Annotated in this window: 22 protein-coding genes; 13 read left to right on the plus strand and 9 right to left on the minus strand. The window is 45.3% G+C overall.

Annotated elements, in window-relative coordinates; all coding sequences use genetic code 11:
• Positions 1 to 11: 11 nt before the first annotated feature.
• The 3 genes from purC to dapA are packed head-to-tail and all read right to left on the minus strand — an operon-like array spanning position 12 to position 2,288.
• On the minus strand, positions 12 to 731 hold the full coding sequence (gene purC / locus ACP7BU_RS12785; RefSeq protein WP_004281247.1) for a phosphoribosylaminoimidazolesuccinocarboxamide synthase: 720 nt from the start codon (positions 729 to 731) through the stop codon (positions 12 to 14).
• A gap of 37 nt (positions 732 to 768) precedes the next feature.
• Complete coding sequence (locus ACP7BU_RS12790) at positions 769 to 1,374, minus strand: hypothetical protein (RefSeq protein WP_005250200.1); 606 nt, start codon at positions 1,372 to 1,374, stop codon at positions 769 to 771.
• Positions 1,375 to 1,388: 14 nt separating this feature from the next.
• Positions 1,389 to 2,288, minus strand: coding sequence for a 4-hydroxy-tetrahydrodipicolinate synthase (dapA, locus tag ACP7BU_RS12795; protein WP_004647179.1), 900 nt, complete (start codon positions 2,286 to 2,288; stop codon positions 1,389 to 1,391).
• A 724-nt stretch (positions 2,289 to 3,012) separates the two neighbouring features.
• On the opposite strand from dapA, the gene mhpT reads away from it, so the two are divergent.
• From mhpT to ppk1, 4 genes are all read left to right on the plus strand, one after another.
• Entirely contained in the window at positions 3,013 to 4,218 is a 1,206-nt protein-coding gene (gene mhpT, locus ACP7BU_RS12800; protein ID WP_425880076.1) for a 3-(3-hydroxy-phenyl)propionate transporter MhpT, read from the plus strand.
• Positions 4,219 to 4,519: 301 nt separating this feature from the next.
• The gene (gene pncA / locus ACP7BU_RS12805; RefSeq protein WP_005105311.1) at positions 4,520 to 5,149 is read left to right on the plus strand and encodes a bifunctional nicotinamidase/pyrazinamidase; all 630 of its coding nucleotides are present in this window, start codon (positions 4,520 to 4,522) and stop codon (positions 5,147 to 5,149) included.
• Positions 5,150 to 5,274: 125 nt separating this feature from the next.
• Positions 5,275 to 6,222 carry a bile acid:sodium symporter family protein gene (locus tag ACP7BU_RS12810; protein WP_184413457.1) on the plus strand — a complete coding sequence of 316 codons (948 nt, stop codon included), beginning with the start codon at positions 5,275 to 5,277 and terminating at the stop codon, positions 6,220 to 6,222.
• Between the two features lie 178 nt (positions 6,223 to 6,400).
• A complete protein-coding gene (ppk1, locus tag ACP7BU_RS12815) occupies positions 6,401 to 8,464 on the plus strand; it encodes a polyphosphate kinase 1 (protein WP_425880075.1) in 2,064 nt (687 codons plus the stop codon).
• Positions 8,465 to 8,558: 94 nt separating this feature from the next.
• Here the strand turns inward: ppk1 and ACP7BU_RS12820 are convergent, their stop codons facing one another.
• A complete protein-coding gene (locus ACP7BU_RS12820) occupies positions 8,559 to 9,812 on the minus strand; it encodes a hypothetical protein (protein ID WP_425880074.1) in 1,254 nt (417 codons plus the stop codon).
• A gap of 77 nt (positions 9,813 to 9,889) precedes the next feature.
• On the opposite strand from ACP7BU_RS12820, the gene serB reads away from it, so the two are divergent.
• The 3 genes from serB (at position 9,890) to ACP7BU_RS12835 (ending at position 12,481) form a co-directional block, all read left to right on the plus strand.
• Positions 9,890 to 11,110 carry a phosphoserine phosphatase SerB gene (gene serB / locus ACP7BU_RS12825; RefSeq protein ID WP_409651404.1) on the plus strand — a complete coding sequence of 407 codons (1,221 nt, stop codon included), beginning with the start codon at positions 9,890 to 9,892 and terminating at the stop codon, positions 11,108 to 11,110.
• A 414-nt stretch (positions 11,111 to 11,524) separates the two neighbouring features.
• On the plus strand, positions 11,525 to 11,860 hold the full coding sequence (aciT, locus tag ACP7BU_RS12830; protein WP_004647188.1) for a ciprofloxacin tolerance protein AciT: 336 nt from the start codon (positions 11,525 to 11,527) through the stop codon (positions 11,858 to 11,860).
• A 141-nt stretch (positions 11,861 to 12,001) separates the two neighbouring features.
• Entirely contained in the window at positions 12,002 to 12,481 is a 480-nt protein-coding gene (locus tag ACP7BU_RS12835) for an SCP2 sterol-binding domain-containing protein (RefSeq protein ID WP_004647189.1), read from the plus strand.
• A 131-nt stretch (positions 12,482 to 12,612) separates the two neighbouring features.
• Here the strand turns inward: ACP7BU_RS12835 and dtd are convergent, their stop codons facing one another.
• Complete coding sequence (dtd, locus tag ACP7BU_RS12840) at positions 12,613 to 13,053, minus strand: D-aminoacyl-tRNA deacylase (RefSeq protein ID WP_425880073.1); 441 nt, start codon at positions 13,051 to 13,053, stop codon at positions 12,613 to 12,615.
• 227 nt (positions 13,054 to 13,280) lie between these two features.
• Here dtd and ACP7BU_RS12845 point away from each other — a divergent pair, with 227 nt between their 5' ends.
• The 5 genes from ACP7BU_RS12845 (at position 13,281) to asd (ending at position 18,717) form a co-directional block, all read left to right on the plus strand.
• Entirely contained in the window at positions 13,281 to 14,795 is a 1,515-nt protein-coding gene (locus tag ACP7BU_RS12845) for a catalase (RefSeq protein WP_425880072.1), read from the plus strand.
• Positions 14,796 to 14,980: 185 nt separating this feature from the next.
• Entirely contained in the window at positions 14,981 to 15,511 is a 531-nt protein-coding gene (locus ACP7BU_RS12850; RefSeq protein WP_425880071.1) for an ankyrin repeat domain-containing protein, read from the plus strand.
• A gap of 119 nt (positions 15,512 to 15,630) precedes the next feature.
• Positions 15,631 to 16,836: a nicotinate phosphoribosyltransferase gene (gene pncB / locus ACP7BU_RS12855; RefSeq protein WP_425880070.1), complete on the plus strand. Its 1,206-nt coding sequence runs from the start codon at positions 15,631 to 15,633 to the stop codon at positions 16,834 to 16,836.
• 184 nt (positions 16,837 to 17,020) lie between these two features.
• Positions 17,021 to 17,869, plus strand: coding sequence for a sulfurtransferase (locus ACP7BU_RS12860; RefSeq protein ID WP_114540920.1), 849 nt, complete (start codon positions 17,021 to 17,023; stop codon positions 17,867 to 17,869).
• Positions 17,866 to 18,717 (plus strand): archaetidylserine decarboxylase, encoded by an 852-nt coding sequence (asd, locus tag ACP7BU_RS12865; protein WP_425880069.1) that lies wholly within the window; start codon positions 17,866 to 17,868, stop codon positions 18,715 to 18,717. Before ACP7BU_RS12860 ends, asd begins: the two co-directional genes overlap by 4 nt.
• Positions 18,718 to 18,900: 183 nt before the next feature.
• On the opposite strand, the gene ACP7BU_RS12870 is transcribed toward asd, so the two are convergent.
• Both ACP7BU_RS12870 and argS read right to left on the minus strand, forming a co-directional pair.
• Positions 18,901 to 19,518 (minus strand): SPOR domain-containing protein, encoded by a 618-nt coding sequence (locus ACP7BU_RS12870; protein WP_005245641.1) that lies wholly within the window; start codon positions 19,516 to 19,518, stop codon positions 18,901 to 18,903.
• A gap of 357 nt (positions 19,519 to 19,875) precedes the next feature.
• Positions 19,876 to 21,666 (minus strand): arginine--tRNA ligase, encoded by a 1,791-nt coding sequence (gene argS, locus ACP7BU_RS12875; RefSeq protein ID WP_004281266.1) that lies wholly within the window; start codon positions 21,664 to 21,666, stop codon positions 19,876 to 19,878.
• Positions 21,667 to 21,926: 260 nt separating this feature from the next.
• Here argS and ACP7BU_RS12880 point away from each other — a divergent pair, with 260 nt between their 5' ends.
• Positions 21,927 to 22,214 (plus strand): DUF2798 domain-containing protein, encoded by a 288-nt coding sequence (locus ACP7BU_RS12880; RefSeq protein WP_004647201.1) that lies wholly within the window; start codon positions 21,927 to 21,929, stop codon positions 22,212 to 22,214.
• Between the two features lie 88 nt (positions 22,215 to 22,302).
• Here ACP7BU_RS12880 and ACP7BU_RS12885 read toward each other — a convergent pair whose 3' ends face one another.
• Positions 22,303 to 23,604, minus strand: a complete 1,302-nt coding sequence (locus tag ACP7BU_RS12885; protein ID WP_004281268.1) for a DUF445 domain-containing protein — start codon at positions 23,602 to 23,604, stop codon at positions 22,303 to 22,305.
• Positions 23,605 to 23,615: 11 nt separating this feature from the next.
• Positions 23,616 to 24,167, minus strand: coding sequence for a CC0125/CC1285 family lipoprotein (locus tag ACP7BU_RS12890; protein ID WP_425880068.1), 552 nt, complete (start codon positions 24,165 to 24,167; stop codon positions 23,616 to 23,618).
• Positions 24,168 to 24,176: the final 9 nt, after the last annotated feature.

A 24,176-nucleotide genomic window follows, 5' to 3' on the forward strand; every position in this document is an offset into this window, starting at 1 on the left:
GCATTTCCAGATTAGATGTTGTCCAGGTTGATACCTAAACGGCCAGCCACTTCTTCATAGGCTTCAACCACGCCGCCTAAACCTTGACGGAAACGGTCTTTATCCAGTTTTTTCTTGGTGTCTTTGTCCCATAGACGGCAACCGTCTGGAGAGAATTCATCACCCAGTACGATACGGTCGTGGAACACACCAAATTCAAGTTTGAAATCGACCAGAATCATGTTACCTGCGTCAAACAATGCTTTAAGCACGTCGTTCACTTGGTAAGTCAATTCTTTCATTTTCGCCAATTGTTCAGCAGTTGCCCAACCTAAAGCAATGGCTTGTGATTCATTGACCATTGGATCGCCAAGCGCATCATCTTTAAAGAACAATTCAAATGTTGGAGGAGTCAGTTCCTTGCCTTCTTCCACACCCAGGCGGCGGCATAAAGAACCTGCTGCATAGTTACGGATCACACATTCAACCGGGATCATATCCAGTTTTTTCACCAGCACTTCATTTGGAGTCAGTAGCTTTTCAAAGTGGGTCTCAATTCCCGCTTCTGCCAGTTTTTCCATAATGAAGGCGTTAAAACGGTTGTTCACCTTGCCTTTACGATCTAGTTGCTCAATTTTTTCGCCATTGAATGCTGAGGCATCATCGCGAAAGACTAAAATCAGATGGTCTGAACTGTCTGTGGTGTAGACAGATTTCGCTTTACCAGTATAGAGCAAGGTTTGTTTTAACATGAGGGAACCTTTTACAAAAAAAAATGCCTAGAAATGTCTAGGCTGGCCAATTTTGGTAAATCTGGTTGAGCAGTTCTGCAGCTTTTTCACGGTCGGCAAAACTGTTATCGGCATTGAACACAGCGAGGTTATTACTCGAACCGACAGAAGATAATCTTAATACATAGGTCTGCTGGTCGACCTTAATCGTGACTTCGTAACGATTTTTGCTCTGCGCAACGATGCTATGATTCAGACTGCTGAGGGTGGCAAGTGTATATTGCCAAATTGTAGCAGAATTTCCCTCAATTTTAAGCAGCGGATTAAGATTTCCGTCAGTGACCAACTGTGGTCGACCCACCGTATTGGTTTCGGTTAGATCAGCTGTATTTGAGTTTTCAGTCTGGGCTTGTGGGCGTGGCAAGGCAAAACGGTTGCCACGCTGGTTTTCAAGCTTCGGTGCATGTTCAATTGCAAGCGGATCAACTGTTGGAGCAGGATACAATGGCGTTGCAGGACGAACCATGGCGCCTTCAGGATATTGTAAAGCTTCCAGGGTAGTAGTCTCTTTATAGTCTAAAGTGCCGTTATTAAAGGCCATTGAACTACAACCTGCCAAACTGAATACTGAAAGTGTAAGGCTAAGTCCTAAACGTAATTGCATAATCTTGTGCTCTTTTATTTAATAACGCCCGCTTCGACCAGTGCTTCATGAAGCGGAGCGCGATATTGTTCTGCAAGTGGTGTTAATGGAAGGCGAATACCCGTACCAATTAAGCCCATGTCATGGAGTGCCCATTTCACAGGAATTGGGTTCGATTCGCAAAATAAAATATTGTGTAAATTTGCAACCTGAGCATTTAACTGTTCAGCTGTGGTTGCATCACCGGCAATGGCGGCAGCACACACTTCGCTCATAGCTTTCGGAGCCACATTCGCTGTGACCGAGATATTACCTTTGGCACCATGACCGATCAGCTGATATGCAGTGGCATCATCACCCGAATAAACAGTCATGTCTTTGCCTACAAGACCTTGTAGCAGTTCAGCACCGCGCGGTACATCGCCAGTCGCATCTTTAATACCGATAATTTGTGGAATATCCGCCAGGCGAATCACGGTTTCATTGGCCATATCCACACCGGTACGGCCTGGAACATTATAAAGAATCTGTGGCAGGTCAACAGCTTCAGCAATAGCTTTATAATGCTGATACAAGCCTTCCTGAGTCGGTTTGTTATAATATGGCGTTACCAGTAAAGCGGCATCTGCCCCTAGCTCTTTGGCTTCGCGGGTCAGTTCGATCGCTTCACGGGTCGAGTTCGCACCTGTGCCGGCAATAATAGGAATACGTTTGTTGGCCACACGAATGATTTCTTTGATCACCTGGGTGTGTTCACTCATGCTGAGAGTAGAGGCTTCGCCTGTTGTTCCAACGGCGACAATACTGTTGGTGCCCTCTGCAATGTGCCATTCAACCAGCTTCTCGAGACCCTTCCAATCTACGCTGCCATCTTCAAACATAGGGGTGACGATTGCGACTATGGAACCTTGAATGGTCTGTGCTTGCTGAGTCATTTTAAAAAACTATCCTATTTGTCCATCCGAAAGGAATGAGAAAACATAAATTGGGATGGATTTGTATTTTGATTTATAGCAAATTCAATAGATTTGCATTGAATTGAATATTGCTTATGCAAATTATGACTGATCAAACGCATAAGAACAATATGCTTTAGTAAAAGCTACTGAATTCTTTATACAAAGCCTTTTGGAAACAATCAAGTAATAAATAAGATGATTTATAAAGCAAAATCCTGAGACCAAAGTTATGTCTCTAGTCTAGACAAAAGAAGATATTGCCCCAAATGAACCCAATAATGATAAGGCTTGTGCAAAAAGATCAGCTGAAAACTGCGATTTTTATGCCTTTTGATTTTGGAATAATAGTTATATTGGATAAATTGAGATCTCGTACATCTTGATCGCACTCTTGTACCCAGACAAATAAAGACAAAAACTATTAAGACTAATCTTTTTTAAATATCAATAAATTGAGAATTTTTTTTCTTATCGGTTAATTTTTTAACTTGATGTATAAGCCTTAAAGTCTAAGTCTTGAACTTTATGATGTTCTGATTAAGTGTTTTTGCGACTTTATCAGTCAGCATCTTCAATTGATTTACTTCAGCCCCTTTTGGAATATCCAAGCAAAACGTTCAACTTATTGATAGTTATTTCTGCAATCAGGCTCATAGATGATGGCTGTCTTTTGTAACGCTGATTGAACAAGGATAATCCAATGGAAAAATCAGACAATAAGCATGCTATCGTCACGGTCGCCATCTGTTTTCTGATTGCGGTGATTGAAGGCTTAGATATTCAGGCAGCCGGAATTGCTGCTGCAGGTATTCGTGAGCATTTTGGTCTCGATAGTTCCCAGTTGGGTGTGTTTTTTAGTGCAGGGATTCTGGGTTTATTACCGGGTGCACTGGTTGGTGGCCGATTTGCGGACCGCATTGGCCGTAAGAAAGTCTTGATCTGGTCGACAGCAATATTTGCTGTATTTACCTTATGTACCGTCTGGGTCAATAGCTTTAACAGCTTGCTGGCAGTGCGTTTCCTGGCTGGAGCAGGTCTGGGCGGCGCGATGCCGATTCTGATTACACTTGCTTCTGAAGCAGTCTCTCCACAAAATCGTGGCCGTGCAGTAGGTTTGATGTACTGCGGTATGCCAGTCGGTGCAGCGATTTTATCTTTGGTTGCTGCGACTGAATTTGGTGCCAACTGGAAAAATGTTTTCTATCTTGGTGGCCTGTTACCGATTTTTGCCATTCCGCTGATGATGCTATTTTTGCCTGAATCGAAGGAATACCTGAAAGCACAGAACAAAACGGCTGCAGAACTTGCTGTTGCACCGCAGGGTTCATTCAAGGACTTGTTTAATTCGGACAACCTGTTACGTACGCTATGTATCTGGGTAAGCTACTTCTTTACCTTGATGGTGGTTTACATCATGTTGAGCTGGTTGCCATCATTGTTTATGGAACTTGGCTTCACACGTAAGGATGGTTCAACCGCACAGTTCTACTTCATGGTTACAGCGACGATTGGTACGATTATTTTAGGTATGTTGACCGACCGCTGGAAGAAAGCCTATGTGATCCTGTTGATGTACGGCGGTATTCTGGCAGGTCTACTGGCGCTAAATGGTGCAAGCTCGCTGAACCAGATGTATATGGCAGCCGCATTGGCCGGTGCCTTCGTGATTGGCTGTCAGGGTGTACTGTATGCCTTTGGTAGTATCGTTTATCCGACAGAAGTGCGTGGTACTGGTGTTGGGGTTGCATCTGCAGTTGGTCGTATTGGTGCCATGCTGGGGCCAGTCATTGCCGGTCAGTTACTGACGGCAGGTTTTGGCGCTGCTGGGGTTATTAGCGCCGCGATCCCATGTATCATCATTTCTGCATTATGTATGCTGTTCCTGGTGAATCGTACTAAAGTGTAAGGTTCAACGATTTAAAAAAGCCTGCTTTTGCAGGCTTTTTTATTTTCAGAATTTAAGAATTAAATACACTGTTTTATTATTAGAAAGATTCATCACTTTATCTTAAATTTTTTTGCAGAGATCTAGCTTGATACAAGCGCGGAACCCATCCTTTTTTGTCAAAAATAATGAATCTATTGATCTGCTCATATACACATGCCGAGAATACACAGTCATGCCATTTTTAGTAGCAGGGCTAAAAATCCTGAAGCATTTTGCGCTATGCTTGGGCATAAATCGAGATTTCAATGGATGAAAACAGATGCAGAATAATGTTGCTTTACTGGTCGTAGACGTACAAAGAGGATTTACCCCGGGGGGTAATCTGGCTGTAGCCAATGCTGACCAGATTATTCCAAATATCAATCTATTGGGGCAGCATTTTAAGCATATTATCCTGACCCAAGACTGGCATCCGGACAACCATATTTCTTTTGCAGACAACCACCCCGGCAAAGTAGCCTATGACAGCATTCAGCTGGATTATGGCACTCAGGTCTTATGGCCAAAGCATTGTGTGCAAGGGACACGCGATGCCGAACTGCATCCGGATTTAAATTTACCGCAAGCACAACTCATCATTCGCAAGGGTTTTCATTCCCAGATCGACAGTTACTCGGCCTTTATGGAAGCTGACCAGAAAACCCCGACGGGTCTTGCTGGCTATCTGCGTGAACGTGGGATTGATACCGTATTTGTGGTCGGGATTGCTACGGACTTTTGTGTGGCCTGGACTGCAATCGATGCCTGCAAACTGGGCTTTAAAACCTATGTGATTGCCGATGCCACCAAGGGCATTGACCTGAATGGTTCCTTGCAACATGCCTGGCAGGATATGCTGTCGCATGGCGTGAAACGTATCTATGTGAAAGATATTGTTCAAGCAGCTTAACACTGGATAGGGATAGAACTTAATATCCCTTTGATCTTATTTATATTTGAATATAAAAATTCAGGCATCAACGGGTGCCTGTTTTATCTTGCTTTTTCTCCCTTAATGTCACCTGGATGAAACCCATGTCAGCCTTGCTCCAGTTTAGCCAATTTGTCCAAAAAACCTTTGCTTTATGGGTGCTGCTTTTTTCCGGCATTGCCTTGATGATCCCTGAAGTTTTTGTCTGGTTACGGGCTTATATTCCGTGGATGTTGGGCATCATCATGTTCGGCATGGGCATGACCATGACCGTCGGAGATTTTAAAAGTGTCTTGCAAAGTCCGAAGGCAGTAGCGATTGGCGTCGTCGCCCAGTTTATGGTGATGCCGGGTTTGGCCTTTTTGCTGTGCAAGCTGTTCCAGCTGCCACCAGAGATTGCCATCGGGGTAATCTTGGTGGGTTGCTGTCCGGGCGGAACTGCATCCAATGTGATTACCTATATGGCCAAGGGCAATACTGCCTTGTCGGTCGCCTGTACCTCGGTTTCGACTTTACTGGCGCCCATTTTAACTCCGGCCATTTTCTATGTGTTGGCCAGTCAGTGGATTGAGATCAATGCCTGGTCGATGCTGGTGTCGATCTTACAGGTGGTGTTATTCCCAATTATTCTGGGCTTAATCGTACGGGCGCTACTCAAGCAAAAAGTTACGGCCTATATTCAGGTCATGCCGTTGATTTCTGTGATTGCGATTGTGGCAATTGTCGCGGCGATTATTGCCGGCAGCAAAACCCAGATTCTGGAGTCCGGTTTAATGATTTTAGGGATCGTGGCCTTACACAACGGTATGGGCTATTTACTGGGTTATTGGGCCAGTCGCATATTTCACTTGGCAGAAATAGACTGTCGTGCAGTATCCATTGAAGTCGGGATGCAGAATTCTGGTCTGGGTGTGGCTTTGGCGGCAACCCATTTTGCTGCATCTCCAATGACGGCTTTGCCAAGCGCCATTTTTAGTCTGTGGCATAATATTTCAGGGCCAGCTTTAGCCACTTATTGGGCTGCCAGACAAACTGAAAAAACAGACACCTAATTGCAGTTTGAGGACAGCACACAACAAGCTAGAACATGATTTTTTATAATGTGAAAAAGTTAGAATATTAATTTATATGGATTTATCGAGCTTTGTAACATAAGTGTCATGAAGTCTGCCTAAGATCGCCCCTCAATGATGTGAAACAACAGACTGTAATCAGCAGCATTGAGAGGGCATGGAACAATTTCAGCATTCGTCAGCGACCTATTTTAATCGGGAACTTTCCTTATTTGAATTTCAGCGTCGTGTCTTGGCACAAGCACTCGATCCGAATTTACCGATTTTAGAGCGCTTAAACTTCCTGATTATTTTTTCCCGTAACCTGGATGAGTTCTTTGAAATCAGGATTGCCGGGCTGATGAAACAGCAAGACCTGAATGCGACTACCCGGACGCCTGATGCTGTACCCACCGAGCTGGTTCTACAACAACTGTCCCAGTCCATTCATGCCACAGTGAACAAACAGTATGAGGTGCTGAATCATGCAATTCTGCCTGAACTCCAGGCGCAGGGTATTCAGTTTCTTCAATATCAGGATCTTCTGGAAAAACATAAGGCCTGGATTGCAGCCTTTTTTGCCAAAGAAGTGCAACCGGTACTGACCCCGATCAGCCTGGATCCTTCACATCCTTTTCCACGTTTGGTGAATAAAAGTCTGAACTTTATTATCAGCCTAGAAGGTAAAGATGCCTTTGGCCGTGAAATCGAGATGGCAATTGTGCCGGCACCACGTTCCTTACCCTGCCTGATTAAAATTCCGGAAGACGTCACCGGAAACAATACCACCCAGATTTTTCTGACTGCGATCATCCAGCAGCATATCAGTGATTTGTTCCCGGGCATGAAAGCGACCGGATGTTATGCCTTTCGAGTCACCCGCAATGCCGATCTAGTATTGTCGGAAGATGTTGACGATCTGGCCGTAGCCTTAAAAGACGAACTGTGTTCGCGCCGCTTTGGTCGTGCAGTACGTCTGGAAATTGAAAATGACTCTCCACAGAACATTATCGACTATTTGCTAGATGAATTTGATCTGACGGAACAGGAACTGTACCGGATTGATGGACCGATCAATTTGTCCCGTCTGAGTACCAGCTTTGAGCGTCCGGAATTAAAGTATCCGCATTTCAGTCCGGTGATTCCCAAAATTTTCCGTAAACAGAAAAGTATTTTTGAAATTTTAAAGGCGCAGGACGTGCTGCTGCATCATCCTTTTGATTCATTCCAGCCAGTGATTACTTTGCTGCGCGAAGCGGCCAAGGATCCAGCGGTGCTGGCGATCAAGCAGACGCTGTACCGCAGTGGTCCGGATTCGGAAATTGTTCAGGTACTGGCAGAAGCCGCACGCAATGGCAAGGAAGTCACGGCCGTGATTGAACTGCGGGCGCGTTTCGATGAAGAATCCAATATTATGGTGGCCAATATCCTGCAAGAAGCAGGTGCAGTAGTGGTCTATGGCATCGTGGGTTATAAAACCCATGCCAAAATGATTCTGATCGTCCGGCGTGAAAATCAGGAATTACTGCGTTATGCGCATTTGGGTACCGGAAACTATCATGCCGGTAATGCCCGCATGTACACCGATTACGGCCTGATGACCACACAGCCGGATATCTGTGAGGATGTGCACCGCATGTTCCAGGAACTGACCGGTATGGGGAAAATGGCCAAACTGAAAGCTCTGCTACATGCGCCGTTTACCCTGCATAGCGAACTGTTGAAACTGATTGAACAGGAAAAGACATTTGCCCTGGCTGGCAAAGCCGCGCAGATCATCATCAAGGTGAATGCGCTTACCGAACCGCAATTAATTGCTGCCCTGTATCAGGCTTCGCAGGCCGGGGTAAAAATTGACCTTATTGTGCGTTCAATCTGCTGTCTGATTCCACAAGTTACCGGTATGTCGGAAAATATTCGGGTACGTTCAATCGTAGGACGTTTCCTGGAACATACCCGGGTCTATTATTTTGAGCATGGCGGCGCCAAGAAACTGTATTGTGCCAGTGCCGACTGGATGGGGCGCAACCTGTTTTCCAGGGTTGAAACCTGTTTCCCAGTACTGGATCCAGAGCTGAAAAAACGGATTTATAAAGATGGCCTGATCAGTTATTTAAAAGATTGTCAAAATGCATGGGAGTTAGATGCCGATGGTCAGTGGCATAAAGTTCCCTGTCAGGATCCGGCCCAGCCTTATAATGCCCAGCAATATCTGCTGGAACAAAAACAGTTAAAAATTTAAAGGGTAGGCCAAGATACGCTGGCGTATTTGTTTTGTACCCATCAAAAAGCCAGATATTGAATCCGGCTTTTTTAATTGCAATATTCAGTGATATTTATGAGGCTTTGGACTGTTTGGATTTTAGAATTTCGGTTCTAAAAGTCTGTGCCAGCTCGGCGCTTTCAGCATCCATCCCATTCACCACAAAAGCATGACGGGTCAGGACATTGGTTGGATTCGGCATGCTGACCAGCTGGAAGTGATCACTCACATCTTTCAGCAAGCTATTCGGTACATGTAAGGCACTTTCTTTCGCGACCAGATGCTGAGTCAGACGCTCAGCGGCCTGTACCGAACTGAGCTGCATCTCCTCGACTTTAGAGGCAATCGCGCTGCGGGTTTGTAGCACAAAACGTTTTTCTTCACGATAACGTTTATACAGCACTTCCGAAAGCAGCTGGAACACGGCACTGATCATGGTCAGGCAGGCCAGGGCATTCGGTTTGTCTGCTGCGATACTGATGGTGGCACCTTTTTCATCAAATTTATGTACGGTACAAATATCAGAACTATTTAACTTATAGCGTTGCACACAGAGTTCAGTGGCTTTATTCAGGAAAATTTGACAGAGATTGAAATAAGGCACCGAAACGGTTTTATTCACGCTATCCAGTAACTGTTTTGGATCGTAGAACTGGATGTTTAAGCTCAGGCTATCGCTTTCCAGTATTGCCGGCTTATGTTCTTTTTCTTTGGCTTTGTTTTTCACTGCCTGTTGGGCTTGGGCAATCGCCAGTGCCGCATTATGCTTTTCCTGTTCCAATGCCTGGGTCAGGGTCTGAATCTCGAATTTCAGTCGCGATTCGTTATTGATGTGCGCCAGATATTCGGTTCGGCTTGGACGTGCCACGGCACGATAAGCGACCCAGAGCAGACCATGAATGATGAACGAGAACAGAATTGCCAGCCATTGTGTCCGCAGAATTTCACCAATACTTGGTTCAATCAGAGTGATTTCAATCACACCGACTTTTTTCTCATTTTGCAGCGCATCACGGACAAAAACTTCACCCTCGCGGGTTTTGGTCAGTCCGCCAGTGGCTAAAACCTGAGCTTTCGCATCTAGAATCCGGATGGAAGCGACACTTGGATTGGTGGCATAACGATTTGCCAGCAACGCCAGAGAAACGCGGTTGGGTGGTTCAAGCTCAGACAGGCTGTCTGTCACCAGTTGACTGGTGATCAGCTGTCCCTGATTGGCACGGTTTTCATTCAGTTGGTGAGTGGTTGCCAATACCAGTAAAAAGGTATGCAGAGCAAAACTTACAATCAATAGGCTAGCAAATAGCCCTTGTCTAGGCGCATTCAACGTAAACTTCCAAGGCAATTCTGTTCAATTTCGATTATGATTCTAACAATAGTTGTAGCTCAGACCCGAGTCAATTCATGCGAGAAATCATTCTTATATCATTCTTAGGACCTGACCAGCCTAATCAATTTACACGATTAATGCAGGTTTTGTCCGCCCATTCCCTACAGATTTTAGATGTAGGGCAAGCGGTTATTCATAATCAGTTAACCTTAGGTATTGTTGTAGCCTCTGAAGACCAGACAGCGACAGCATTAGCCATGAAGGAGATCCTGATTCTAGCACATGATATCGGGTTAACTGTGCGCTTTAAACCGATCTCTGCGACTGAATATGATCAGTGGGTCAAAGAGGGTGGACGCACACGTTATATCGTAACGGCATTGGCCCCTGAATTAAATGCCTCTCATCTGCAAGCCGTGACCCAGATTGTCTCGGGTCAGGGTTTTAATATTGAAACCGTGACCCGTCTGTCTGGTCGCCCCATTTTAGATGGCCAGAGCAGCGGGCCAAAACGTGCCTGTGTCCAGTTCGGTTTAAGCGGACAGATGCTAGATGCAGCTGCCATGCGCGCGGCCTGCCTCAGCCTGTCGAATGAACTGAATGTCGATGTCGCGGTACAAGAAGACAATGCCTATCGCCGTAACCGCCGTCTGGTTTGCTTCGATATGGACTCAACCCTGATCGAACAGGAAGTTATTGACGAACTGGCGATTGAAGCCGGTGTTGGTGAACAGGTCGCAGAAATTACCGAACGTGCTATGCAAGGCGAGCTGGACTTCCAGCAAAGCTTCCGTGCACGTGTCGCCTTGTTAAAAGGCATGGACGCTTCGGTACTTCCGAAAATTGCCGAGCGCCTGACGATTACCGAAGGAGCTGAACGCCTGATTTCGACTTTAAAAGCACTAGGTTACCGTACTGCAATTCTTTCTGGCGGCTTTCAGTATTTTGCTGAATATCTGCAAACTAAACTGGATATTGATGAAGTGCATGCCAATGCACTCGATGTTCAGGATGGTGTTGTTACCGGTGAAGTCAAAGGCCATATCGTCGATGGCGCACGCAAAGCACTCTTGCTCGGTGAAATCGCCCAGGAGATGGGAATTTCCCTGGAACAAACCATTGCAGTCGGTGATGGCGCCAATGATTTACCAATGCTATCCATTGCAGGACTTGGTGTGGCTTTCCGTGCCAAACCTCTGGTACGCCAAAACGCCAATCAGGCAATTTCTAGCGTCGGTCTGGACGGTGTGCTGTATCTGCTCGGTGTACATGATAAAGACCTGAACCGTGCATAAGTACAGGCTTTGATTGATTTTAAACGCGACCTCCGGGTCGCGTTTTTTATTGCTTATGATGTGAGTTGCATAAGTGAGCGATGAAATTTGCCTACAAAAACATCGATCATCTTAAACGGAAAAATAATTTTTTAACTTAAAAAAACTACTGATAATTTTGTAATGACACGCCAACATTGGTGCAGTCATTGATCCACAAAAATGTGAAAAGCAAAAAATGTAATGACAATATAATATCGCGACAAAGTATGTCGTTAGGCTGGAAGACAGGACTTTTTTTATGCAAAAAACTCAGCATAATGCAGGCATAGAGATACAAATCAACAGATTCCATTTTATTGATTTAACGAAATTCAATAGATAGAAGCGTTGCAATATCAAGCGGAAACTATCTATCTGGATGGAGGGGGTTATATGGTAACAGCGAATTTAGCAACGATTGTGGGCTTCAGTTTAGTCGCTGTAGCTGTGCTTGCTGTGTTCTTCTCGCCTTATCGTCGCTGGTTAAGCTTTATGGCGGCCGGGATGCTGGTATGGGGCCTGATCGAGGTGATTCGTGTAGGAACTCAAACCTGGTTTGAGCTACCAATGACGTATAGTTACCTGAGCGCGTTAACTGCGGTCATGATGGTCGTGACTGGCCTGTTGTTGCGTGAAGATCGTCGTGCTGAGCGTGCTTTAGCAAAACGCCGTTGCATCGAACATACGCCAGTGTATGAAGACGACCAGCAGCAGCTTTCAAGCCGTTAATTCTACAAGTTGCAATGAAAAAAATGCACCCATGGGTGCATTTTTCAGTTTGGAAATATGATACAAACTGCATAATCCACCTAGCCCAGAACTATGCTAGGATATTTGTCAATTTTCGTACAATTAGAATAGGCATCCTCCATGAAACTGTCGTCCATTCCTGTGTTAAAACTTCCTCTTATTGATATGAGTACAGATCCGCTGGACTTACTGGTCGCAGGTTTAGCTTTACGTATGAAGCAGTTGGCACGTACCAGCCCAAAATTCATTGAACTGGTACATGGGCGTCAATTCCGTATCCAGATTGGTACGGATGAAGGTATGGCACGTCAGATTATTGTGGATAACGGTCATATCGATACCGTTTCTGGTGATGCTGAAAAAGCTGATTTTGTGTTGCAGTTTGCTGACAGTGAGCAGGGTGTGAAGACCTTGGTCAAAGGTGACCCGACGGCATTTATGACCGGCATGCAAAGTGGCACCATTAAAATGGAAGGCGACTTTGGCCTGCTGGTTTGGTTTAACCAGGTGGCAAAAATGATTCCACCAAAACTGCCAAAGCCAGTCAAAGAAAAAGTGAAAATGGTACGTCAGTTTATTAAAGAGAAAACTGGTAAATAAGTTAAAAATCTTTCATCCAACCTTTTCTTTCTACCTTTGGGAGAAACACAAAGAGGGGGGTGAAAGGATGAAAGATTTTTAAAAGAAAAAGCCCTCATTAGAGGGCTTTTTTAATGTGATGAATAATGTCGTTATTCAACTTCTAAATTAAACGTCACCGGTCCATCATTGACCAGATGGACTTTCATGTCGGCGGCAAAAATACCGGTTTGCATATGTTCAAACTGGCTTTGGGCATATTCTACCAGCTGCTCATAAAGTGCTTTAGCCTCGGCAGGCGGCATAGCTGGGCCAAAGTCTGGACGTAAACCCTTCTGGGTCTGTGCCATCAAGGTAAATTGTGAAACCAGCAATATACCACCGCCAGCCTGGGCAACGTTCCAGCCCATTTTGCCCTGTTCATCATCAAAGAAGCGGTATTTCAATATTTTATCAATCAGCTTTTTGCCTTTTTCCAGATTATCGTCTTTGCCTAAACCTAGAAAAACCAGAATTCCTTTTTCAATTTCCCCAGTGGTTTCACCCTCGACCACGACTTTAGCTTCTAAAACTCTTTGTAATAAGGCACGCATTTTACATATGGACTGCTAATGATAGATGGACGTGATTGTAGCAAAAATAAAATCTGGAGAAGTATGAGATGCTGTTTTTATGAACTTTAAATATCTGAAAATCAATTGATTAATTTTTTTAAATCCATTAAAGCGATTGAATTAATAAAAATAATCTGTTTTATCTATTTATTGTGTTGGCGTATCTTAGCCCATGCAGGAAAGGTAATAAATTGAGAGATTTAGAAATGTTTAAGCGTTCATTACTGTTTGCAATGCTTGCAACTGTCACAGCTACACAAGCTGCTCCTTTAACAAAAGACAATGGCGCGCCAGTCGGTGATAACCAGAACTCGATCACTGCGGGTCCACAAGGTCCAACTTTGCTGCAAGATGTGCAACTGGTTCAAAAACTGCAACGTTTTGGTCGTGAGCGTATTCCTGAACGTGTGGTACATGCGCGTGGTACAGGGGCTTATGGTGAATTCGTTACTACGAAAGATCTGTCTGATTTAACAATTGCTTCTTTATTCAAGGCCGGTACCAAAACTCCAGTTTTTGTGCGTATGTCTACCGTAATTCATGGTAAAGGTTCACCAGAGACTTTACGTGACCCGCACGGTTTCGCAGTGAAGTTCTATACCCAGGAAGGTAACTGGGACTTAGTCGGTAACCAGACGCCAGTCTTCTTTATCCGTGATGCGATCAAATTCCCGGATTTCATCCATGCGATGAAGCCAAGCCCGGTCACCAATGTACAAGATGCCAACCGTGTATTTGACTTCCTGTCTAGCCAGCCTTGGGCAACCAACATGCTGACTTATGTTTATGGCAAGCAAGGTGTCCCAACCAGCTACCGCGAACAGGACGGTTTCGGTGTACATGCCTACAAACTGTATAACGACAAAGGCGAATACAAGTACGTGAAATTCAACTTCCGCTCTAAACAGGGTGTGAAGGGCTTGAACGTCAAAGAAGCGGCTGAACAGCAAGGTAAAGATTTCAACCACTTGACCAATGATCTTTATAACAACATCTATGCAGGTAACTTCCCGAAATGGGACCTGTATATTCAGGTGCTTGATCCTAAAGATCTAAACAGCTTTGATTTTGATCCATTAGATCCAACTAAAATCTGGCCAACCGAGCTGGTTCCAGAAACTAAAGTCGGTACTTTAACCCTGAACCGTATGCCGAAGAACTTCTTCAACGAGACTGAACAGTCGGCATTTGCGCCAGGTAATCTGGTTCCGGGCATCGAGCCATCAGAAGACCGTCTGCTACAAGGCCGCATCTTCTCTTACTCAGATACCCAAATGTACCGTTTAGGCGCGAATCACCAGCAAATTCCGGTGAACCGTCCAGTGGTAAATGTGAACAACAATAATCAGGATGGCTACATGAATATCTCTGAGCGTGACTCGGATGTGAACTATGAGCCAAGCCGTAAAGAGCCAAAAGCTGCCACTGAAAAAGCACGTGCGGTAGAAACACCATTATCTGGTCATGTACAGCAAATTGGCGTGAAAGAGCAGAACTTCAAGCAGGCAGGTGAGCTGTACCGTTCATACTCGGCTAAAGAAAAAGATGACCTGATCATGAACCTTGCTGCTGATTTAGGCGCAGTGAAAGATTCAGAAACCAAGCACATCATGTTGTCTTACTTCTATAAGGCAGATGCGGACTACGGTACACGTATGACCAAGGCGGTAAACGGTAACCTGGCGACTGTTAAAGCCAAAGCTGCAAAATTAAAAGACTAATCCCGATTGGTCTTGAGGAACTGGTGACTAGGGCATAGCGCATCACCTCCAAAAAGTCCTGTAATACTCCAAACCTTTCCTGCACCCTAGGGGGAGTTTTACAGGCACTCCGTTTTTTATCTCATCTCAGGATAATTCAGTCTTTCAAGACTTAAATTCCCCTTCGATTTCTGCTGGAGTTCATCATGAAAGTTATGTCATCTATGTTTTTAGCCAGTATTCTCACGATAGGTTCCGCATTCGCAAACGTGACTGTCGCGAAGGAGATCTCCCCCGCTAAAAGCGTGGACAATATTCAGATGAACTCACAACAGGAACTGATCGACCTGTTCTTTGCTGCCGCCAAAATTGGCAATAGCGAAGTTATCAACGAATTTTTAAAACATGGCTTTCCGGTCGATGTACGCAATAAAGACGGTTATACGCCACTGATGATGGCAACGTATTATGGCCATCAAGCGATAGTCAGCAGTTTGCTTAAACATGGTGCCGACCGCTGTGCTCGAGACAATCGAGGCAATACGGCCTTGATGGGGGCTTTATTCAAGATGGAATTTGCGATTGCCAAGCAGTTGCGTCAGGTGGACTGTGATGTCCAGGCGCAAAAAACCGGACAAAAGACCACAGCCGAATTTGCCAAGGTCATTGGCCAGGAAAAACAGCTACAGAAACTGATTCAGGAACAGGAAAAAGCTCAGACCAACACCCAGAAATAAACCGGGTTATGCTTCTGATACTTTTTTCGCAAATACAGCCAGCTGTACGTAAATCCTGCATTATTGCATGACTTTTTATGCTTTAATGCAGAGATAAGCACAGCGATATTCCCTTAGTTATGGCTCCAATTATCCATTCTCTGTTAGATACTGACTTGTACAAATTCACTATGTTACAAGTGGTCTTACACAAGTTTCCGCAAACGCATAGTGTCTACCATTTCCGTTGTCGTAATCTGGAAGATACAGTCTATCCACTGACGGATATTCTGGATGACCTGAATCATCAACTGGACCTGCTGTGTCAGCTAAAATTCAAAGAACATGAACTGCAATATTTAAGAAGCTTACGTTTTATCAAAAGCGACTTTGTCGATTATCTGGAACTGTTCCAGCTCAAGCGCCGTTTCATCAAGGCCAGTATCGACAGTCAAGGCCGTCTGGATATTGTGGTGGAAGGCCCGATGGTTCAGGCGATGATGTTTGAGATATTCGTTCTCGCTATTGTCAATGAACTGTATTTCAGCCGCATTCGCACGCCTGAAGTATTGGCAGAAGGCGAGCGCCGTTTAAAAGCCAAAATCGAGCTGTTAAAACAGTATGACACTGCGCAAAACCCCAATGATCCACCATTCTTGGTGTCAGATTTTGGTACGCGTCGCCGTTACAGTTTCGATTGGCAAAAGCATGTGGTCGAAGAATTTCACAAAGCCGCACCGCATGTGTTCCGTGGGACCAGTAATGTACTGTTAGCCAAAGAGCTGGGCATTACCCCGATTGGTACCATGGCGCATGAATTCCTGCAAGCTTTTCAGGCGCTGGACGTACGTTTACGTAATTTCCAGAAATCTGCACTGGAAAGCTGGGTACAGGAATATCGTGGTGACTTGGGTATTGCCTTGACCGATGTGGTGGGGATGGATGCATTCCTGCGCGACTTTGACCTGTACTTTGCCAAGCTGTTTGATGGCTTGCGTCATGATAGTGGCGACCCTTATGAATGGGGTGACAAGGCCTATGCGCATTATAAAAAGCTGAAAATAGACAGCAAAACCAAGATGCTGACTTTTAGTGATGGCCTGAATCTGGAAAAAGCCTGGAAATTGCATCAGTACTTTAAAGACCGTTTTCAGGTCAGTTTCGGCATTGGCACGAATCTGACCAATGATATGGGGCAAACCCCACTCAATATTGTGCTGAAACTGGTGGAATGTAACCGTCAGTCAGTAGCCAAAATCTCGGATAGTCCGGGCAAAACCATGACCGATAATGATACGTTCCTGGCCTATTTACGTCAGGTTTTTGAGATCAATGAACCTGCCTAAGTCAGTTTGAACAATTCATAATTTTAAACAACCGTGTCTATGCAGATGCGGTTTTTTTATGCAAGAGTATTTAAGACTAGGGTTTAGCTAAAATCTTGCTAATCATCTGCAAAGAAAGCGCATAAGTCTAAAAACCAGCTGTGCTAAGATCAACAGGATTTGACCAATAATAGCCATGATAACGATGACCGCTGCAGCTTTTAATTTTGGCCTGCTGATTGAGGCAGAAGATTTAGTTCCCTATTTGGGCCATGAAAAACTTCGTATTGTCGACCTGAGCCGTGCCTCTGTGTATGAGCAGCTGCATATTCCGCACGCCTTGCATTTAAAGCCTAAACTTCTGGTGCGTCAGGAAGAAACGGCAATGGGACTGTTGCCGGACGCGGAAGGCTTGCAGACTCTCATTGATTATCTGAATATTTCTCCTGAACATCATGTGGTGGCTTATGATGATGAGGGCGGGGCATGGGCAGGGCGTTTGCTCTGGAACCTGCATTGTCTGGGCTTTGAAAATACCAGCTTATTGAATGGTGGGATTCATGCCTGGCTCGGTGCAGGCTTGCCGACTTCTTCCAGTCAGGAACAGTTTGCACCAGTGAAGAACGTGTTGCAGGTCAATCTTGAGCATCAGGCGAATTTTCAGATTGGCTATGATGAACTGCGCCAACAGGTTGAAAATCAACAGGTTCAAATTTGGGATTGCCGTACAGAAGATGAATATACTGGCCTACGTTTAGCGGCTCGACGCGGCGGTCACATTCCGGGAGCACGTCATTTTGAATGGAGTACTGCCCTTAATCGTGAAAATCATTTAAAATTACAGCCTTTACCACGTACTCAGCAGCGTCTGGAACAACTGGGCTTTGATTTGAATCAACCCGTTGTGGTGTACTGCCAGTCCCATCACCGCTCAGGTTTGGCCTATATTCTGGGTCGTTTACTGGGCTGGAAAATTCGAGCCTATGATGGTGCGTGGAGTGAATGGGGCAACCGCCTCGATAGTCCAATCGCTACAGGGGAGCTGCCATCTTGAGCATCACATCACTTTTAAAACAACAGTTTTTTATTAAAGCTCAACGATTAGTACCGCAACATCGCTTGTCTCGGGTGGTGGGTAAAATTGCCGCCAGCGAAAACCCGATTATCAAAACTGCTGCAATTACTGCCTTTAAGGCGCAGTATGGCATTGATATGTCGATTGCTGAACAGGCCAATGCCCTGAAATTCAAGTCATTTAATGAATTTTTTACGCGTGCCCTAAAAGAAGGTATCCGTGCGGTTGATCCAGATGCTACGAGCATTGTTTCGCCTGCAGATGGTGCGATTTCCCAGCTGGGTAAAATTGAAAATGGCGATGTGTTTCAGGCCAAAGGCCAGAAATTTACCGTTGAAGCCCTGATTGCTGATCCGCAACTGGCTGAGCCATTCAAAAATGGTGAATTCGCGACCGTATATTTGTCGCCACGTGATTATCATCGGGTGCATATGCCATTTGCTGGCACCTTGACTGAAACGTTATATGTACCGGGCGAGCTATTCTCGGTCAATCAGGTGACCGCAGAAAATATTCCGGGCCTGTTTGCACGCAATGAACGTATGGTCTGTCTGTTTGATACTGAAATCGGTCGTATGGCGGTGGTATTGGTCGGTGCGATGATTGTAGCGGGTATTGAAACGGTGGCAACCGGCAAAGTGAAGCCTTCAGGACGAATCGAACTTAATCAGCATGATCTGTTCCTGGAAAAAGGGGCAGAACTGGGGCGTTTCTACCTCGGTTCAACGGCAGTGATTTTATTTGAAGAAAATAAAATGCAATGGGATGCCGCGTTCAAGGCCAATTCTTTGGTGAATATGGGTGAAGCGCTGGGGCATACAGTTTAAAGATTTTAGCCTCCCTTTATTAAAGGGAGGTTGGAGGGATTAAATATTTTCTCGTTTAGAATAAATAAAAATCCCCCTCAGTCCCCCTTTAAAAAAGGGGGATTTCCTCTCCTATTAAGGAGACGGTTAGAGAGATCCAAATAAAAAAAGCACCATCAGGCGCTTTTTTTCATTTCTAGAAATTTATCGTTTCACGACGATGGAATCGATACCGCTATTCTGCAAGGTTTGCTGCGCGATAATTGCGGCTTCTGCAGAATCATAAGGGCCTGAAACCACGCGATACCAGACTTTGCCATTTTCTACACTGCGTACCACATCGGCAGATAAACCATTGAGAATAATTTCGGCACGGCGGGCATCGGCTTGATCTGGATCATCAAAGCTGCGAACTTGCAGAATATAACTGGCCGGAGCGGCAACAGGTGCTTCGCTGGCTTCTAAGCCAGGCTCAGTTGTGGTCGCCTCAGGTGTAGCCACTTCAGGTCGAGGTGCTTCTACAATCACTACCGTATCCTGATTTTTGTTTTCAGGGACGGCCTGTTCAGGAATTGGCGTCACTTGTTGCTGTGGCAAGAGATCATAAAAACGGTAATCTTTATTGGTATCTTCTTCTTGGACAGATTCAGCACTTGTTTGAGTTTTCGGTTTAACTGGTTCCCATGGCTTCCAGAGCATCAGTGCCATCAAAAAACTTAACACGATTAAAATGATCACGAGTGTGCCGAGCCAGGTTGGAATAAGTGGCTTTTTAGGCTTATTCGGTCTTTCAGATACACCGCGTTGCGTTTTTCCAAACACTTGGGATTTTCCTCTTATTAATCGGGACATATAGAAAAGGCATAACAGCAGTTATGCCCCTACTATCACTTCATCCTATGTGATCAGGATACAAAAGTCATCCTCTAGATCACAAATCACACAGAATTTTAATTTATCTGTATCTTCAAGCACATAGCTAAAGTTACAAAATGTCTGCTCAGCAGATCAACGGCAATGTTTTGCTTACATGCTCACTTCGAGCATAGCTCTTGTCTTGCATCAATGTAAAAGCAGTGCTTTGACTATTTACCTTCTTGCATCAATGTAAAAGCAGTGCTTTACATTTCTGCTTCGAGCCTAGCTCTCGCCTTGCGAGCATGCAAAACAGTGTTTTGCTTACATGCTCTCAGGAGCTGATACGCCAAGCAGTTCCAGACCGTTACGCAGTACCTGACGCACGTTCACTGATAACAATAAGCGTGCTTGGGTCAATTCAGCATCATCACCGAGTACTTTATTGTCGTTGTACCAGCCGTGGAATAATGCTGCCAGTTCTTTTAGGTAGTTACCGATTTGATGCGGCTCATAGCTGTTTGCAGCACGGACCAGAATTTCTGGATAGGCCGCCAGCTTGGCCAGGATTTCAGTTTCAGCATCAAGCTCCAGCTTAGCCGCTAAATTACGTGCCGCTGTAGCATCAAAGTTAACATTGGTAGAAGCTGCTTTTTCTAACATACGACAGATACGGGCGTGTGCATACTGGATGTAATACACGGCGTTGTCCTTGCTTTGTGACACAGCAAGATCCAGGTCAAAATCAATGTGCTGTTCAGACTTGCGCATCACGTAGTAAAAACGAGCGGCATCATTGCCGACTTCTTTACGCAAATCACGCAAGGTCACGAACTGACCTGAACGAGATGACATTTGTACCATCTCGCCGCCACGCCATAGGCTCACGAACTGAACCAGAAGAACCGTTAATTTTTTCGAGTCATAGCCCAACGCATCAATGGCCGCTTTTACACGTGCGATATAACCGTGGTGATCCGAACCCCAGATATCGATGATATCGGTATAGCCACGTTGTAACTTGTTCAGGTGATAAGCGATGTCAGATGCGAAGTAGGTGGTCTGACCATTACGGCGTTTTACGACACGGTCTTTTTCATCACCGAATGCAGTGGATTTAAACCAGATGTTGCCATCCAGTTCATACAGGAAACCACGCTGGTCTAAAGTCTGTAAGGCTTCTTCAATTTTGTCTGTCAATGATTCTTCGCTGAACCATTGATTGAAGGTTACACCAAACTCGCCGAGGTCATCTTTAATATCATCTAAGATTGCTTTAAGCGCGGCTTGCAAGAATACGCGGTAGCCTGTGCCAATTAACGCTTGTGAATTAAAGATCAAACCATCAATGTGTTTTTCTTTATCACCAGACAATACGACTTTATTGCCATCAGCATCTAATTCGGCTGCAAACTGTACATCTTCAGGCACATCTTTATACACGTCGGCCACAGGACGGACATAAGCATCGCCATCCTGGTCAATAATGCTTTGTGCAATTTCTTTTACGTAGTCACCCTGGTAGGCATTTTTCGGGAATACCAGTTCCTGACCCGTTAATTCTAAGTAGCGCAGATAAGTCGAAGTCGCCAGAATGTCCATTTGACGGCCAGCATCATTGACATAGTATTCGCGATCGACTTTTGCACCGGTCGCTTCAAGCAAGTTCGCAACCGTCATGCCATACGCAGCACCACGACCATGACCTACGTGCAGGCTAGAGGTTGGGTTGGCAGAAACGAATTCAACCTGAATACGTTTATCCGCATTGACCTGGGTACGACCATAAGTCGCCTGTTGTGCCTGGATTTGATCAAGGACTGCAAAGCGCTGGTCAGCATTCAGGAAGAAGTTAATAAAACCAGGACCGGCAATTTCTGCCTTGCTGATATCTGCCACTTCAGGCAGGGCAGCAAGAATTTTTTCCGCTAAATCACGTGGCTTCATACCCGCAGCTTTCGACGCGATCATGGCAATATTCGACGCAAAGTCACCATGGCTTCGGTCTTTGGTACGCGTCAAATTACTTGTATTGTTCCAGTCAGATGGGAGTACGCCTTGTGCCTGTAAAGTGTGCACTGCATGATCGAGAGCTGCTTGTATTGCCGTATTCATAATCAGTCGAAAATAGAGATCGCAGAAAAACAGCAAATATAGCAAATTTCAGGCTGTTTAGGTAAAAGCATTTCTCGGGAATAAAAAGTGGAGGATCACTTCGTCAGAAGTTTTTGACTAAAGAAAGGGAAAATCAACGGATTAATCCCGTGAAAATAAAACCAGTTTTTAGCTCAACATTTCAGATGAAAAAAAACAATGCTTCACCGTACAGAATTTGGCTTATATTAGTCATCTGAAAACAGTAAAAAGAGCATGTCGTGGCTGCATCACAACGTCCGACCATTATCGGTCATATTCCTAAACTCCCTGCAAAATGGGCATTGATTATTGTGCCTTTTATCCTGTCCTGCCTGATGAGTGGCATTATTTCCATGATCAATATGCTGCGTAATCTTGGCTGGATTGATGGATTTATGGCACTCTGGTTTCATAACTGGATGATTTCCTGGGCGATTGCGTTTCCGATTGTAGTGACCTTATTGCCTTTTGTACGTAAATTCACTGGGCTGTTGGTCGATATGTCCGGACCTCAGCCACCCAAATGATCATTTTTTAAATCTTAAATTTGATCTGGCTGGAGTCAATTCTTGAGCATTTTAAAAGTGGGGCTATATGGGGCGAATAGCATCATTTTTAAATTAAATGCTCCACCGCCGCCCGGATGATCCCGAGCACCAGACCGATACAAGCACCGACCACAACTCCATTGACCCGGATCATATGCAGGTCGCCGCCGACTTCATTTTCAATCTTGTCGATCATCTCGCTTGAATCCCATTCGTGAATGCGCTCGCTGATAAAACGAATCACTTTTTCACTATACTGGTCACTCAGGTCAACCGCGATTCCGCTGAGACGTTTATTCAGCAGCTCACGTACCGAGGCATTCGAGATAATATTTTCTCCGACCTGCTGGATGGCAATTCTAAGATTTTCCGCAATCCCCGAATCCGGTTTTTGCAAGTCAGCCTTGATCGCATCACATAAAATCACCACCGCACCGCTGATAAAATTCAGCACTTGTGGGCTATCCAGTAAGGCATCTTTGGTTTCATTCAGACGCTGGCTGGCTTCACTGTCATTATCCGCCAGCTGTAACATCCAGCTATGTCCCATGTTCTCAATTTTGAGTCGCCATGGATGATCTGGATCGGCCAGCATGGCTTCAACGCGCCCGATCACGGAATCAATACTGCGTTGCTGCACATCAATCCCGATCCAGCTGGCGCCTTTGGCCAGTTTCCACACCCCCATTTCCTTAAACAGGTTACGGGTCAGCTCACGGGTTTGTTCAGGATGCGAGGTCATCCAGGCATGCACCACATCCAGTCCACGCTGTAGCACATCCTGATGGAAATCATTGTCCAGAACGGCATGCAGCATTTCGCTGGCTAGGGTATTGATCTGGGTATTTTTGACCCATTGCACGCTGTTGCTCTGGATAAATCCGGCAATCTGTTCCTGTCCCACAAATTCAAAAATTTTAGGCACCGTCTGTTGAATGACCTGAGTCACTTGGGCATTGTTTTGTGGATTGGCCAGCCAGCGTCCTGCAGCCAGACTCAGGTCGGTACTGTCCAGACTGCGCTGTACAATTTGCGGAGAAAGAAAATTTTCCTGCACAAAACGGCCCATCGACTCTGCAATACGGGCCTTGTTACGTGGAATGATTTCGGTATGGTCACGTAAAAACTTGGGAATAGGCAATCTGCCAAAAGGGTTACGAAACAGTACGGTAATCGCATACCAATCCGCCAGACCACCGACCACACCCGCTTCTGCCGAGAGCATCAGAATATGAATGAGCCAGACATATTCGGGTAGCAGTTTGGCTGCAACCATCAATGCCAACCAGATCAGTACGGCGACCACCAGGGCGATGGTCGCGAAACGTTTACTGCGTTGTAAGCTCGGGGAGATACGCTCTGTCTGCATAGATCATCCTGTCAGGAGGGATTGGCCGGTTGCGGTTGCAGCACTGCACCGGATGGACTTAAACCATATTTAGCCCCAAGTGACTGTAAAATCAAGCGGGCATCAAAGGCATCTTGAGGCGCCTGATTGGCCTTGAAGCATTCAATGGTATAAGCCACCTGGGCAGGATCCAGAGTCACGGTATAAGGACGGTCATAGAATGGGTTTGGCCAGAATCCCGGATATCGGCGGTAATACCCGTAAGGATAAAAGCTTGGCGCCGGATAGACGATGGCTTGCCGTGGAGGTTGCTGGGTGCGGTTACTTGGATCATTCAGTACTCTGAAGAATTGAAAACCATTTTGTACGGTAGTCTGTGCGGCTTTGAGCAGGGTAATTTCTTCAGCTGTGCCAAAGCTCATATTGGGACGGGCCTGAAAGCTGATACGGTAAGTGTTGCTGTTGAGGGGAGTGGTACTGTAGCGACCTAACTGATCAAATGTTAAGGGCTTTGAGGGTGTGGTTGCACAGCCAGTCAGGCTGATGGCAGCAATCATACTCAATCCCAGTAGCATGTTTTTCATGTTCGATCT

It is taken from the genome of Acinetobacter sp. 40AMC3-4 (assembly GCF_049898185.1).
GTDB lineage: Bacteria > Pseudomonadota > Gammaproteobacteria > Pseudomonadales > Moraxellaceae > Acinetobacter.